The organism is Paenibacillus hemerocallicola (assembly GCF_006265175.1).
Classification (GTDB): Bacteria; Bacillota; Bacilli; order Paenibacillales; family NBRC-103111; genus Paenibacillus_AB; species Paenibacillus_AB hemerocallicola.
Window position 1 is genome coordinate 1 of record NZ_VDCQ01000118.1, and the last position, 14025, is coordinate 14025.

At 57.7% G+C, this 14025-nt stretch carries 12 protein-coding genes and 1 pseudogene; 3 read left to right on the top strand and 10 right to left on the bottom strand.

The features are described 5' to 3' along the window. Nucleotides 1–214: pseudogene (locus FE784_RS41725) on the bottom strand (hypothetical protein); the annotation flags it as partial. A 102-nt stretch (nt 215–316) separates the two neighbouring features. After that, on the bottom strand, nt 317–982 hold the full coding sequence (locus tag FE784_RS39510) for an HAD family hydrolase (RefSeq protein WP_139607796.1): 666 nt from the start codon (nt 980–982) through the stop codon (nt 317–319). Between the two features lie 177 nt (nt 983–1159). On the opposite strand from FE784_RS39510, the gene FE784_RS39515 reads away from it, so the two are divergent. Genes FE784_RS39515 through nagA form a run of 3 tightly spaced genes read left to right on the top strand, consistent with a single transcriptional unit; the run spans nt 1160 to nt 3923 of the window. Next, nucleotides 1160–2017, top strand: a complete 858-nt coding sequence (locus tag FE784_RS39515) for a MurR/RpiR family transcriptional regulator (RefSeq protein WP_139607797.1) — start codon at nt 1160–1162, stop codon at nt 2015–2017. A gap of 2 nt (nt 2018–2019) precedes the next feature. Further along, nucleotides 2020–2751, top strand: a complete 732-nt coding sequence (nagB, locus tag FE784_RS39520) for a glucosamine-6-phosphate deaminase (protein ID WP_139607798.1) — start codon at nt 2020–2022, stop codon at nt 2749–2751. Then, complete coding sequence (gene nagA, locus FE784_RS39525) at nt 2748–3923, top strand: N-acetylglucosamine-6-phosphate deacetylase (RefSeq protein ID WP_139607799.1); 1176 nt, start codon at nt 2748–2750, stop codon at nt 3921–3923. The genes nagB and nagA overlap by 4 nt, the downstream gene beginning before the upstream one ends. Before the next feature lie 361 nt (nt 3924–4284). Here the strand turns inward: nagA and FE784_RS39530 are convergent, their stop codons facing one another. From FE784_RS39530 to FE784_RS41435, 8 genes are all read right to left on the bottom strand, one after another. Then, nucleotides 4285–4470, bottom strand: a complete 186-nt coding sequence (locus FE784_RS39530) for a hypothetical protein (protein WP_139607800.1) — start codon at nt 4468–4470, stop codon at nt 4285–4287. Between the two features lie 588 nt (nt 4471–5058). After that, nucleotides 5059–6360: an FAD-dependent oxidoreductase gene (locus tag FE784_RS39535; RefSeq protein WP_139607801.1), complete on the bottom strand. Its 1302-nt coding sequence runs from the start codon at nt 6358–6360 to the stop codon at nt 5059–5061. 35 nt (nt 6361–6395) lie between these two features. Beyond that, the gene (locus FE784_RS39540; RefSeq protein ID WP_139607802.1) at nt 6396–7925 is read right to left on the bottom strand and encodes a type 2 periplasmic-binding domain-containing protein; all 1530 of its coding nucleotides are present in this window, start codon (nt 7923–7925) and stop codon (nt 6396–6398) included. A gap of 25 nt (nt 7926–7950) precedes the next feature. Beyond that, on the bottom strand, nt 7951–8811 hold the full coding sequence (locus tag FE784_RS39545) for a carbohydrate ABC transporter permease (protein ID WP_139607803.1): 861 nt from the start codon (nt 8809–8811) through the stop codon (nt 7951–7953). Then, nucleotides 8805–9665 carry an ABC transporter permease gene (locus tag FE784_RS39550; RefSeq protein WP_139607806.1) on the bottom strand — a complete coding sequence of 287 codons (861 nt, stop codon included), beginning with the start codon at nt 9663–9665 and terminating at the stop codon, nt 8805–8807. The genes FE784_RS39545 and FE784_RS39550 overlap by 7 nt, the downstream gene beginning before the upstream one ends. 242 nt (nt 9666–9907) lie before the next feature. Continuing rightward, complete coding sequence (locus FE784_RS39555; protein ID WP_139607804.1) at nt 9908–11386, bottom strand: response regulator; 1479 nt, start codon at nt 11384–11386, stop codon at nt 9908–9910. Then, complete coding sequence (locus FE784_RS39560) at nt 11364–13151, bottom strand: cache domain-containing sensor histidine kinase (protein WP_176706855.1); 1788 nt, start codon at nt 13149–13151, stop codon at nt 11364–11366. The genes FE784_RS39555 and FE784_RS39560 overlap by 23 nt, the downstream gene beginning before the upstream one ends. Before the next feature lie 660 nt (nt 13152–13811). Continuing rightward, nucleotides 13812–14025 (bottom strand): hypothetical protein (locus FE784_RS41435; RefSeq protein ID WP_176706856.1); only part of this gene is annotated, 214 nt, incomplete at its 5' end.

Consider the following 14025-nt stretch of genomic DNA (forward strand, 5'->3'; position numbering starts at 1 on the left):
TATTCCCGTATTCCGTTTTCCCGTATTTCCGTATTTCCGTACTCCCGTATTTCCGTACTCCCGTATTCCGTTTTCCCGTATTACCGTATTTCCGTTTTCCCGTCTTGCTGTTTTCCTGTTTTCCTGTTTTCCTGTTTTCCTGTTTTCCTGTTTTCCGTATTTCCGTATTTCCGTATTTCCGTATTTCCGTATTCCGTTTCCAGTCTCCCCGCACGGCGCGCGGCCCCCGGCCAGCGAGCGGCGTTGCAAACGGCCGTCCCGTCCATGTAAACTTGATTTATTCACGCTCCCGACCGCATGTCGGCCAGGGCTTTCCCTACTCCACGAGCTCCAGCAGCTTCGCGAAATCGGTAATGATCATATCCGCGCCTTCCAGCTCGCTGTCTTTGCCGAACTGCGCGTATTTGCAGCCGACCACGGGCAGGCCGTTGTTTTTGCCGGCTTCGACGTCCGACGAACGGTCGCCGACCATCCAGGCCGACTTGATATCGTGCCGTTCCAGCAAAATTTTGACCAGATCGACCTTGGAACGGGTCTCGTATTCCCCCGCGCTGTACAGTCCGGTAAACAGCTCTCCCAAGCCTTTCAATCGGATAACGTCCTTCACATATTGCTCGAGCCCGTTGCTCGCCACGAACAATTTGACGCCCTTCGCATGCAGCGTCCGCAAAGTTTGCTCCACTCCGGGGTAAAAGACGCCGTCCCCCCGCTTCAGCCCTTCCACCTGTTCGCGCAGAAGCAGCTCATCCGCACGACGGCGTACTTGCTCATCGGCGTCGGGAAGCACGCGCGCCCATATATGTTCCAGCAGCATGCCGAGGCTGCTCAGGATGAGCTCCTTCGGCGGCGTTCCTTTCGTATAGGTTCCTTCGCGGTTCAATTGCTCGAACGCGGAGTCGTAGGCTGGAAGCAGCAGCGTTTCCGTTTGGAACAGCGTTCCGTCGAGATCGAACAGCATCGCTTCCGGACAAGCATGTTTCATTATGTCGGTCTCCTTTTGCAATCGTCTATTTAAGGAAATAATAACTATACAATCATGATCGGCACGGCTTGTCAATGCGGCACGTTTCTTTTGCCTCTAGCAAAGAAAATCATTTTCATGTAAAATGAAAATATACAAAAAATTTTTTCGCAAGTAGAAGAGGTGAGCCGCCCCCGCATGTCCGATTTATTAAGATCGATCCGCGAGCAAATGCCGGACCTGAACCCGAAGGAGCAGGCGCTCGCCGCCTTTATCGCCGATCATCCGCAGCTCGTCGTGCGCATCGGCATTACGGAGCTGGCCGACCAGTCCCAGACGAGCGCGGCTACCGTGTCCAGGTTTTGCAAAACGTTCCATGCCGGCGGCTTCGCCGGACTGAAGATGCAGCTTGCAACCGAGCTGGCCTTGCAGCCGACGGCGGAGTCATATCAGGATATCGTCGCGGGCAATACGCTGGAAAGCATCGTCGCCGCCATGGAGACGAACCATATCCGCTCCATTTCCGACACCTCCCGCCTGCTCGATCCGAAGCAGCTGGAGCAGGCTGTCGACGCGCTCCGGTCCGCCGGACAAATCGATATATACGGAGTCGCAACCTCCGGCGTAGTCGCACAGGACTTCTACCAGAAGCTCGTTCGCATCGGCAAGAGAGCGACCGCCTTCTCCGACCCGCATATGCAGATTACTTCGGCGTCCGGCTTAAGCGAAGGGGATACCGCCTTCGCCATCTCCTATTCGGGCGAGACGCCGGAAACGATCGACGCGCTGCGATGCGCCAAAGAGCGCGGAGCCACGACCGTGTCGCTGACCAAGTTCGGTCCGAACACGCTGTCCGCCCTGGCCGATATCCCGCTGTACACTTCATCGCTGGAAGAAGGCATGCGCCGCGGAGATATGGCGTCGCGAATCGCCCAACTGCACGTCATCGATATCTTGTTCACCGGTCTCGTCAGCGAATCGTTTGACGACTATGTGCCGAAGCTGGAGCTCTCGTACCAAATGGTGAAAAAATACCGCAAAGAAAAAGGGAGATAGTCATGAACATTTTAACATTCCGCTCGAACGAAGAGTTGAACGAAGCCGGAGCCGGCATTATTGCCGGGCTCGTGCAAACGAATCCGAAAGCCGTGCTCGGCTTGGCCACGGGCGGAACACCCGTCGGCATCTACGAAGAACTTGTCAAAACGCACCGCAAAGGGATGGTCAGCTTCAAATCCGTGACGACGTTCAACCTGGACGAATACGTCGGTATTCCCGAAGACCACCCGGAGAGCTACCACAATTATATGAAGCATCACCTGTTCGCCCACGTCGACCTGTCTCCGGAGCGCACGCACATTCCGAACGGCAACGCCCCGGATTTGGAGCAGGAATGCGCCAAATACAACCAGCACCTGGAAGATGCCAAGCAAATCGACCTGCAACTGCTCGGACTCGGCCATAACGGCCATATCGGCTTCAACGAACCGGATCATGCGCTTGTCAGCGGCACGCACATCGTCAAGCTGAAGGACGAGACGCGGGAAGCAAATGCCCGCTTCTTCGATTCGATCGACGAAGTGCCGACGCATGCGCTCACGATGGGCGTAGGCACTATTCTGAAAGCCAAAATGATTCTTCTCGTCGTGCGCGGCGCGGACAAGGCGGAAATCGTCCATAAAGCTCTTACCGGTCCGATCACGACCGAATGCCCGGCATCGTTGCTGCAAACCCATCCGCACGTCGTCGTCTTGCTCGATAGCGCATCGGGGAGGCTGTTGAACGCATGAGCGGAAAAGTGATCATAACGAACGCTAGAATCGTAACCGAGCAAGAAGTGATCGATAACGGTCATATCGTGTTGTCCGGCGGAAAAATCGAATCGATCGGCGCCGCGGGCGCCCCGATCGACGTTTCGGATGCGGAAACGATCGACGCCAAAGGCGGCTGGGTGCTGCCGGGCTTCGTCGACGTACACGTGCACGGCGGATACGGAGCCGACTTTATGGACGCCAGCCGGGAATCGCTCGATACGATTACGAAATTCCACAGCGGGCACGGAACGACATCGATCGTCGCCACGTCGCTGACCGGTCCGAAGGATCACTTGTCGAAAGTGCTTGACGTCGTGAACGAATATCGGGGAGACACCATGCCCTATGCTCAAGTAGTAGGCGTCCATCTGGAAGGACCTTTCATCAACGTAAAATATAAAGGCGCGCAAAACCCGGCCTACATCGTGCCTCCGCAAAAAGATTGGCTCGAGGAGTGGGTTGCCCGGTATCCCGGACTGATCCTCCAGCTATCGCTGGCTCCGGAGACGGAGGGCGCGCTCGAGCTGATCTCCTGGCTCCGCCAGCACGGGATCAATGCCGCGGCTGCCCATACGGACGCCACCTACGATCAAGTGATCGCCGCCGCCGATGCCGGATTGAACCAAGCGGTGCATACGTTCAACGCGATGACCGGACTTCATCACCGCAATCCCGGGACCGTCGGAGCGGTCATGACCGACGACCGCATTTGCGCGGAAATTATCGCCGACGGCCACCACGTGCACCCGGCGTGCATCCGGCTGCTGACGAAGGCGAAGACCGACGACAATCTCGTCATGATTACCGATGCGATGTCCGCGGCCGGGCTCGAGGACGGCATATACGACTTGGGCGGCTTGGCCGTAAACGTGAGCGATGGAGTCGCTACGCTGAAGGAAGGCAATAGCTTGGCCGGCAGCACGCTTACGATGATGGGCGCGCTCCGCTACGTCACGGACAAGGTCGGCGTGACCGTACCGCAGGCGAGCCGCTATATGAGCGGCAACCCGGCCCGGCAGCTCGGCATTTTCGAGCGGACCGGCAGCCTGGAAGCCGGCAAGCAAGCCGACGTCCTGCTCGTCAGCCCCGGGCTCGAGCTGGAGCGCGTCTGGGTGCTCGGCAACGAGCTGGAGCCGTTCCGGGGGTAACCGCGCCGCCGCTGAGCGAACGCGAGGCAGACAAGCCGATCTATCGCAACGCGAGAATACGGGTTTGAAAAGGACCGAAGCTTACAGGGCTTGCGGTCCTTTCTTTCGATCGGGCATCCGGCAGGCTAAGGAGAAAAAAATGGAGCTGCGGAACGCTCGCTCGCAATCGGTATCCCGGAAAACGAAGCCGAAACGGATATCGATGTTCGGGCATCACGGCAACTGAGTTTGTTTCATTGGCGACCGTCCCGCATATAAGAAGCCGCAGCGTCACGGACACGGGCTCGATACCGCGAAAAAAAGACGGCCGGTTTGAACGTTCAAACCGGCCGCCCTTATAGACTGCTACAATCCGCGGGCTTTATTTGTTCAACAGCGACTTGATTCCTTTGTAAATGAGCGTGCCCGAGAATAAGATCATAGAAAGCACGCCTACGCCGTCCAGGACCGGTTCAACACCGGACAAGAACGTACCGCTTACCGGCAGTTCCGTAAGCACGTATCCGCCCAAGATGCTTCCAACATAGGTGAGGAGCTGTTTGTCCATGGAATCTCCACCTCCCGTCCGTTAGATGTTGCCAGTATATGCGGATGAGACGGAACGTGCTTGGACATAAAGACAAGAGGCATCCGTCCTTTTTTCCGGAGCGGAAGCAAGCCAAAAAAACTATGACCGGATAATCCGATCATGGCCGATGCCAGAACCAAACCGGCATATGCCGACATCAAGGACATTGTCGACCGCCCTGAAAGCCTCTTGGTGAGGAGGATGCAGCATATAGCCGTATATAGAGGAACTGCATTCCTTTATTGTCCCGAAATCTGTCACACACTTGAAAATTACGGAACAAGCTTCCGTTATATCGATCTTTCGAGGTAAAAATGATCGCGAACAGCGGAATAACGGAACGATTTTCCGTTATTTTGCAATCCATACGGGTATTCGGGTGAATAACGTACGCCAGTTCCGCTATTTCTTGGATTCCCGACCCCGCAAGGCACGAGCAAAGGTAGTCGGCCTTCACCGAGCATACGGTACTGCCGTACACTCACTCCTTTACGCGAATAACGCCTTAAAAAGGAAGGACCGCAGTCGCATCGCTTGCGACCGAGGTCCTTTCCCTGCTTCGTTTCCTTACTCCCCCGCCGCCTGCGGGGAAGTGTCGCCGTCCAAGCCGAGCACCGCTCCCTGTCGGGTAAGCGCCTCCTGGACACGGCGGACGTCGAGCCCGCGCGGCTTCACCTGCCCCGTCGCGCACAGCGCCGCCGCGGTGCCGGCCGCCTGGCCGATCGCCATCGCGATAGGCTGCACGCGGATCGCCGAATGCGCCTCGTGCGTCGACGAGATCGGGCGGCCGCCGATGAGCAAATTCTCGATCTTCTTCGGCACGAGCGTCCGGAACGGGATGTCGTACCATTCTCCCGGCGGCAAATGCTTCAAGACGGTGCCCTCGCCGTCCGGGTTATGGATATCGACCGGATAAGCGCCGCGGGCGATCACGTCGTCGAAGCGGCACGACGCCAGCAGCTCTTCCGCGGTGAGCCGGTATTCGCCGACGACCCGGCGGGATTCCCGCACGCCGATCTGCGGGGCGGTCGTCTGCAAATAAGACTCCTCGAACCCCGCCACCTCGGCCTTCAGGAAGGCGACGAGCTGCTGCACCTGCCGCCGGCCCTCGATCTCCGCCTCCGTCAGCTCCCAAGGATTCGTCGCATCCTTGCGGACGACCCGCGTCGTGTTGAAATGGATGACGCCGGGCTGGTTGGCGTAAAACCACAGCACGTCCTCGCGCGGACACCGGATCTCGCCCCGCCGCTTCGCCGCCTTGTACAGCTCGGTAATCGCCGCCCGCGAGGGCAGCCGGTCTACGTCGACGTTCGCCATCCGGAAATTGAGCGTCATCGGCTGGCTCAGGCTGTCGACCTCCCGGCCTTTCTCGACCGTCGCCCCGGCCAGCGCGGCCAGATCGGCATCGCCGGTCGCATCGACGTACATGCTCGCCTTCAGCTCGACGAGGCCGGCTTTGTTGGCGAATTTGACGGCATCGATCCTCGTCCCCGACCCATCCATGACAGCCTCGCCGAGGAACGAATGATACAGCAGCTTGACGCCCGCTTCCTGGCACAGCTGCTCCGCCGCGACCTTCAACGCTTCCGGGTCGAAGGCCGTCTTCTGCTTCGGATGCCCGTACATCCCCATCTCCGTCATCCGGTCGATCAGCTCCTGCAGCACGCCGAATATGAGCTGCACGTTGCTGCCGCCGGAAGCCCAATACGACATCCACGGATTCACCATCATCGCCGTGCCCGCGCCGCCCAGGAAACCGTAGCGCTCGACCAGCAGCGTATCGGCCCCGAGCCGAGCCGCCGCTACGGCGGCCGCTATGCCGCTCGGACCGCCCCCGGCTACCAGGACATCATAGGATTGTTTGCCCATTGGATTGGATCTCCTCCCGATATGGCTTCGCACCGTCACTTCACGAAGCCTTGCTCCTTGATTTGCTTCGCGCCTTCGTCAACGTACGTCTTGTACTTGAATGTCGTCTCCAACGTTTTCAGAAAATCGGCGTATTCGCTTATCGGACGTTTGCCCGTGACGAACTTGATCATTTCCTCTTCAGCGAAACGGTCCGCGTCGGCTTTGTTGAAGCCGGACGGCGGAATGACCGAGCTGTCGAAGGTCGAGATGCGCGGAGTTTTGATCGCGAATTCGGTCGCGGCCGCCTGATTCGGAAATTTGATCGCCAAATACTCTTTGTTCGGACGGCCGGTAATTTGGTACAGGTTGAAGTAATTGCCTTCCTTCGCCATCAGGTCGGTCGGCTCGAGCTTGCCGTTCTTCATGTTGTAATGCTTGCCTTCGAGACCGTACATGACGAGCGTGTTTCCTTCCTTGCCGGATACGTAGTTGATCAGGTCGAATACCTTTTGCAGCTTCGCCTTGTCTTTCTCCAGCGCCTTCGGAATGACCCAATAGCGGGACGGACGGTCGTAGTCGTAGGTGCCGTCGTATTGACCGCCCGGACCTTTCACCGGGTTCATCTGCACCCAATCCGCCTTCGGATTGATCGCCTTGTACTGGGCGACGAATTCGTCCTTGGCAATATCGGTCCAGCCTTTGAAAATAAGGCCGGCTTTGCCCTGAAACGCCTTCTGCACCTCGACGTTTCCTTTGTTCGTCATAATCTCGGGATCGACGACGCCTGCATCAAACAGCGATTTGATATACTTGAGCGCATCCGGCATCGCCGGGTCGTAATACGCATTCATCACCTTGCCGTCCTTCTGGTAAAACGTGCCCGGCTGGCCGACGCCGTACGCCCCGAAAATCGTCGCGAAGCTGTCGAGCTTGGCGCCGGTCATGCCGTACGTGTCCTTCTTGCCGTTGCCGTCCGGGTCCTGCTCGGTGAACGCCTTGGCGACCGTCAAAAATTCCTCGAGATTGGTCGGCGTTTTCAAGCTCAGCTTCTCCAGCCAGTCTTTACGCACCCACATCGAGGAGAACGGAACATCCGCGGTGCGCGGGACCGCATACATTTTGCCGTTCACGGTCACCTTTTTCAAAATATTCGGGGTCAAGCCGACGACGAAGTCTTTGGTCCCCTTCAATTCCTTGTCCATATACGGAGTCAGATCGAGCAGCAGTCCTTTATCGGCAAACTCCTTCACGTCGGAGAAGTCGACCGAGAACAGATCGGGGAAATTGCCCCCGGACAAGCGAACCCGGATCTGGCTCTTGTAATCGTCCCCCGAAGCGATCGCCGTCAGTTGGAGATCGACGTTCAGCTTCTGGTCGATCGTCTTCTTGATGTCGTCGGCGTCCGGAGCTGGCAATCCCGATGCGGCCATCGCCATCTGCAATTTGACCGGTGCGCCGTTCGAGCCGGCATTGCCCTGCGCGCTGCCGTTAGTCGCCTTGTCCGAGCCGCAGCCCGACAATACCGAGCCCGCGACCAAAGCGGTCGTCAGTCCGAGCGGAACCCAAAGCTTTCTCCCCTTCATACCGTTCCCCTTCTTTCTTATGGAATCAACCTTTGATCGAGCCGAGCAGCATGCCTTTCGTAAAATGCTTCTGCAAAAACGGATATACGACCAGTACGGGCAAGCTGGCGGAGACGACGGCGGCCATCTGCATCGTGACGGTCGGCACCTGGTCCTCCGCATTTTCGAGCGGCTGCTGGGTCAGCATTAAAATTTCGCGAACGACGACCTGCAGCGGAAACAACGAACGGTCGGTCACGTACATGATCGCGCTGAAGAACGAGTTCCAGTGGCCGACCGCGTAGAACAGCCCTACCGTAATCATGACCGGCAGCGACAGCGGGACGACGAGCCGGAACAGGATGCGGAACTCCTTGGCGCCGTCGATGCGCGCCGATTCGAACAGCTCCTCGGGCAGCTGCTCGAAGAAGCTTTTCATAATCAGCACGTTGAAGCTCGAGACGGCGGTAGGCAAGATGAGCGCCCACAGGCTGTCGATCAGCCCCGTCGCCTTGACGACCAAGTACGTTGGGATAATGCCGCCGCTGAACAGCAGTGTGAATACGACCATCAGCAGGAAAAAGCGTCTTCCCGGCAGCTGCCTGCGGCTGAGCGGATAGGCGATCAGCGCGGTCAAAATCAGGTTGATCGTCGTGCCGATGACCGTAATATAGACGGTGACGGCAAACGACCGCGGAATCGTGGACGTGCCGATCAGCTTCCTGTAGGCGTTGAACGTCAGTTCTTTCGGAATGAGCACGTAGCCGCCGTGCTTGAGCACCTCCGCGAACGGGGTCAGCGACACCGAGAACACGTACAGGAGAGGCACGACCGCGGCCAGGCCGACGAGCGCGAGCAGCACATAGCTCGAGCCGACAAACCATTTGTCCCCCGCGTTTCTCACCATATGCTCTCCCCCCATCGCTTGGCCATCGTATTCGAAATGTAGACAAGAACGAGTCCGATCGCCGATTTGAACAACCCGACCGCCGAAGCGAGACTGTAGTTCCATTGCTGGAGACCGGTCCGGAACACCCAGGTGTCGAGAATGTCGGCTACCGGATATACGTGAACGTTGTACAAAATGTAAATTTGCTCGAAGCCTGCGTCCAGCATATGGCCGAGCCGCAAAATGAGCAGCAGGATAATGACGTGCCGGATGCCCGGAAGCGTAATATGCCACACCATGCGGAGCCTGCTTGCGCCATCGACCTTCCCCGCCTCGTAGAGGGTCGGATCGATACCGGCGATCGCCGCCAAATAGATGATCGCTCCCCATCCGAGGTTTTGCCATATTTCCGAGCCGACCAGCACGCTGCGGAACCATTCGGTCGAGGTCAGAAACGGCACCGCCTTGAAGCCGGAATCGACGAGCCACCGGTTGACGACCCCCGAATCCTGCGACAGGAGCATGAGCAGGATGCCGTAAATGATTACCCACGACAAAAAGTGCGGCATGTAGCTGAGCGTCTGGATCAGCGAGCGGAACCAGCGAACCTTGCATTCGTTCAGCAAAATTGCCAGAATGATCGGCGGCACCATGCCGAATACGAGCTTGTATACGCTGATCAGAAACGTGTTCGTCAACAGCTGGGAGAAGTACGGCGATTCGTAAAACTCCCGGAAATATTTGAACCACGGATCGGCCCACGGACTGCCCAGAATGCCTTCCATCATGTCGTAATCTTTGAACGCGATCACGACGCCGTACATCGGCACGTATTTGTAGATCAAGTAGTACAGGACGCCGGGCAGAAGCATCAAGTAAAATTCCTTATACGCCCAAAACACTTTAAGCCGTTTCTGCAGCCGTACGCGAGCTGCCGGCGAAACGGTTCGTTCCGCTTCCAAGGATTGTGGCTGCACCTGTTCTCACATCCTCCCCTTCGAATGATGCAAACGCTTACTTTCGGGCCGTACTTCAACGATACCACCCGGGGGGCCGGCGCATAAGGAACATTTTTCGTTATGTCATAGAACAAATTTTTGTTTTTCGGGAATACTTATCGTACGGCGGATCGGTATTCGCTCGGCGTCTGCCCCGTCCATCGTTTGAAAATTTTGATGAAATAGTTCGTATTCGGAAAGCCGACTCTTTCGCCGACTTCGCCGACCGCAAGCTCCGTTTGCTCGAGCAGCCCTTTCGCCCGGTTGACCCGGACCTGCTGGACGTAATGGATGAGCGTCACCCCGGTCTTCTTCTTGAACAGCCCGCTGAAATAAGCTTCGTCCATCGCGACGAGGGCGGCGACCGCCTTCAGCGTCACATCCTCGTGCGAATGCCGGTGAATATGGCCGAGCGCTTTGTCGATCTCGGGATGGCCCGTAATCGGGTGCGCGTGTGAAGCCCACCGCTCGGCATATCGTTCGGCATTGGACAGCAGAAGCCGGACAAGCTGCCTATGACCGGTGCAGGCGGCCAGCTCCTCCTCGGCCGTTCCGTTCAGGCCGGCGATACGCGATAGGATCCGGTCGATCCGGATCGCCGTCTCCTTGACCGCGGCCATCGGCAGACGGCGCCGCTCGACGGCGTTCCAGCCGTCCTGCAGCCGCTCGCGGAATTCGTCCAGCCTTCGCTGCTCGAAGCTGTGAATCCATTCCCTTTCCGTTCTCCAAGTGAACGAATCGGGCTCGACGGCACCCGGCTCGAACGTATCGATCGGAATGATACCCGTCCGGCCGTCGTACCAAGCCGTATCCAGAGCCCGCAGCACCCGTCCCCAGGCGGATCGCATATCCCGGCGGTCCGCGATCCGCGAGAAGGCGGCCGGCCAAGGCAGCGATTCGTCCGGCTTCTGGCGCGGCCCTATAGCTGCGGGGTTCCAAACGAAAACGGACGTTTGACCGAAATGGGTGTAGCTGTGCATGACCGTGCCGCTGCCCGGAGTAGTCGGGATGAACCGCTGAACATCGTTCAAGGAGAACCGCTCCGCTCCGTGCAAAAACGAACCGATCCAAACGGACTCGTATCGGTTGTCTATCCCGGCGAATGCGTCGATGTCCGCCTCCCCTCCTTCGGCGGCTCCTCCGAATAAGGACTGCCATGTATCCCGGTACAACCGCTGGAACGGCGGGGAGACCACTTGCGATCTCGCCTGCATATTCCTCGTCAGCTCTTTCTTCGCTTTGGACAACGCTTCCTCCAGCGACTTCACGTTCATCGACAGCTTGAGCAAATAGCCGGATGCGCCCAGCTCCAGCGCTTGGCGGGCATATTCGAACTCGTTCATGCACGTCAGGACGACGAACGACGACTCCATCCCTTCCGCCCGTGCCCGCTTCATCAGCTCGATGCCGTCCATGACCGGCATAATGATGTCCGCTATGACCAGATCGGGCTGCCGCGTCCGCATCATCTCCAACGCTTCCTGCCCGTCGCCCGCCTCCCCGGCGATCGTGAAGCCCATATCCTCCCAACGGATCAACTGCTTGAGCGAACGCCGGACGAACGACTCATCCTCAACGAGCAGCACGTTCCACATCGCGATCCCCTCCTTCGGAATACGGCGCCGCCACTAGCAGCGGGAACAGCAGCCGAACCCGCGTCCCTTCGGACAACGGATGAATTTCCAGCGCCGCCTCCCGCTTGAACAGAAGCTCCAGCCGTTCCTTGACGTTTTTCAGCCCGATGCTTTTTCTTTTGCGCGCCGCGTTCACCGACGCCGCCGGGTTCCAGCCGACGCCGTTATCCTCCACCTCCAGGCAGCAGCGTCCGCCTTCGGCGTAAGCCCGGATCCAAATGACCCCTTCGCGATCCTTTTGCGACAGGCCGTGAAAGATCGCGTTCTCCACGAGCGGCTGCAGGCTGAGCTTCGGCACGAGCGCATAATCGAGCTCTTGGTCGCATTCCCAGCGGATCGCGAACTTCTGATCGTAGCGGAACGACTGGATCGACACATACGCCTCCGTCAGCTCCCGTTCCTCCTGCAGATGGATCAGATCGGTTTCCTCGTTCAGGCTCGTTTCCAGCAGCTTGCCGAGCGATACGCAGAGCGCGGCGGTTTGCTCGTCCCCTTTGCCGAGAACGTTCCATTTCACCACATTCAGCGTATTGAGCAGAAAATGCGGGTTCATCTGGGACAACAGCATCTGGAACCGAACCGCTTCCTTCTGCCGTTCCTCCGCCTTCAACCGGCGGAGCAGCGCGTGCAAATCGCTCACCATCTGGTTAAACGCTTTCGCAAGCGCGAGCACCTCCCCTTTGTACGACCCGGTATTCAAGTGGATCATCAGCTGCTTGTCGGCCACCTCGGACATTTTTTTCTGAAGCAGCCGCAGCGGACGGGTGAGCGTCGACAGCAGGAGAAATGTAATGATGACGAACAGCGCCGTAAACAGCAGAAACGTCGTAAACATCCGCTGCTTCACCTCGGCGATATCCCCGAAAAACAGGTGGAGCGGGAAGCGGCTCGCGAGCGTCCAGCCCATCGCCGGGATCGGCATCGAATTGTACAAGTACGAGTCCTCGACCCGGTGCGAGCTCTCCCCGTCATCCGCTTCGGCCCGTTTGAAATCGGGCAGTCCCGGCTCCGTCGCGGCACCCGTCCCTCCGAGAATGACTCCGTTCTCGTCCAGCAAATAAAAATGCTGCGTGATCGGGAAGCTTTTCGCCATGGACGACAGCCATGCCTGAAAGTCTATGCTGATCCGGATCAAGCCGAGCCTCTCGCCTCCGCCGTCGCGAAAGACGGAATAGAGCGTAAGCAGGCGGGCGCTTCTGCTGTCCTCCGGCCGCAGATCGGACTCCTCCCTCGGGGTCCACAAATACGTCTCCTTGCCGTCCTTCAGCCGGCCAAGCTCCGGGCCGGCCATCAGAAGCTCGTAGTCAAGCGGTTTTCCGGGCGAATAGGACGCATAGGTCCGCCCGTTCCGATCCATAATCGCATAATAGACAAATGGAGAGGGAAGCGTATTGCTCCGGATGCCGTTCCACAGCTCCTCCATCCGCTTGCGCCGCTCCGCTTCGCCGACGGATGCGTCCTCTCTCAACAAGTCGGCAACCGCCGGGTCTTTCTCCAGCCGGACGGCGATCCGGAACGCGGTGCCGCGCATATCCTCGAACGCGAGCTTCAGCTGCTCGAGCTGGTCCGTGTTTTGGCGGATGATTTGCTCGGTGAACGAATCTTCGATTTGGGCGATGCTGTGGAAGTGCAGAAACGAATAGGGCAGCAAAATAAGCAGCAGAAATACGAGAAACAGCCGGTTTTTCAGCGAGGAGAAAGCAAAGAAGCCGATTGTGTCTTTCATGAAGCGCACCTCCGTCATCTTATGCAGCCTAATTGAAAGCGCAATCAAAAGTAATCTCCATTATATATGCCCGGGAAAGAAAAAAACACCGGATATGCGAAACGCATATAGTTGTAATTTCTGGAAAAGATCTGCGGACGGCCCATTCGTGAACTAATAGGCAAGGCAATCGTTACTGGGACGGAATGAACGTTACACCCCCAGTTCAACTTATACAGTCCGCACATTACGGAACGATTTTCCGCTATCGTGCCGATTTTCGCGACATTGCCGATAATAGAGGAACCGCGTTCCGTTATTTTCGATTTTCGGGGGAAAAAGGGGCAGATACCGCGGAATAGCGGAACGCATTTCCTTTATCGCGACGTCGACAGCGGGGATCGGAGAAATAGCGTACGTACGTTCCGCTATTTCCAGAATTCGTGCCAGCCATGCCAGCCAGCCGGGAGTTCTTAGCAAAAAAACGACGGTCGCTCCCGAGAAGCCGGTTGCGTCCGCCTGTTCCTGTTCCTGTTCCTGTTCCTGTTCCTGTTCCAGCTCCTGCTTATGCTTCTGCTCCTGTTCCTGCTCCAGTTCCAGTTCCAGTTCCAGTTCCTGCTCCTGCTCCTGCTCCTGCTTCTGCTTCTGTTCCAGTTCCTGTTCCTGTTCCTGTTCCTGTTCCTACTCCTGCTCCTGCTCCTGCTCCTGTTCCTGTTCCTGCTCCTGCTCCTGCTCCTGCTCCTGCTCCTGCTTCTGCTCCTGCTTCTGTTCCTGCTTCTGTTCCAGTTCCAGTTCCTGTTCCTGCTTCTGTTCCTGTTCCTGCTTCTGTTCCTGTCCTGCTCCTGTTCCTGCTTCTGCTTCTGCTTCTGCTCCTGCTTCTGTTCCTGCTTCTGTT

What these genes read in the sequence shown, in the direction of transcription:
- FE784_RS39530 (WP_139607800.1), bottom strand. Translation starts at nt 4,470, where the DNA reads ATGGACAAACAGCTCCTCACCTATGTTGGAAGCATCTTGGGCGGATAC.
- FE784_RS39535 (WP_139607801.1), bottom strand. Translation starts at nt 6,360, where the DNA reads ATGGGCAAACAATCCTATGATGTCCTGGTAGCCGGGGGCGGTCCGAGC.
- FE784_RS39550 (WP_139607806.1), bottom strand. Translation starts at nt 9,665, where the DNA reads ATGCTTCTGCCCGGCGTCCTGTACTACTTGATCTACAAATACGTGCCG.
- nagB (WP_139607798.1), top strand. Translation starts at nt 2,020, where the DNA reads ATGAACATTTTAACATTCCGCTCGAACGAAGAGTTGAACGAAGCCGGA.
- FE784_RS39540 (WP_139607802.1), bottom strand. Translation starts at nt 7,925, where the DNA reads ATGAAGGGGAGAAAGCTTTGGGTTCCGCTCGGACTGACGACCGCTTTG.
- FE784_RS39510 (WP_139607796.1), bottom strand. Translation starts at nt 982, where the DNA reads ATGAAACATGCTTGTCCGGAAGCGATGCTGTTCGATCTCGACGGAACG.
- FE784_RS39515 (WP_139607797.1), top strand. Translation starts at nt 1,160, where the DNA reads ATGTCCGATTTATTAAGATCGATCCGCGAGCAAATGCCGGACCTGAAC.
- FE784_RS39560 (WP_176706855.1), bottom strand. Translation starts at nt 13,151, where the DNA reads ATGAAAGACACAATCGGCTTCTTTGCTTTCTCCTCGCTGAAAAACCGG.
- FE784_RS39545 (WP_139607803.1), bottom strand. Translation starts at nt 8,811, where the DNA reads ATGGTGAGAAACGCGGGGGACAAATGGTTTGTCGGCTCGAGCTATGTG.
- FE784_RS39555 (WP_139607804.1), bottom strand. Translation starts at nt 11,386, where the DNA reads ATGTGGAACGTGCTGCTCGTTGAGGATGAGTCGTTCGTCCGGCGTTCG.
- nagA (WP_139607799.1), top strand. Translation starts at nt 2,748, where the DNA reads ATGAGCGGAAAAGTGATCATAACGAACGCTAGAATCGTAACCGAGCAA.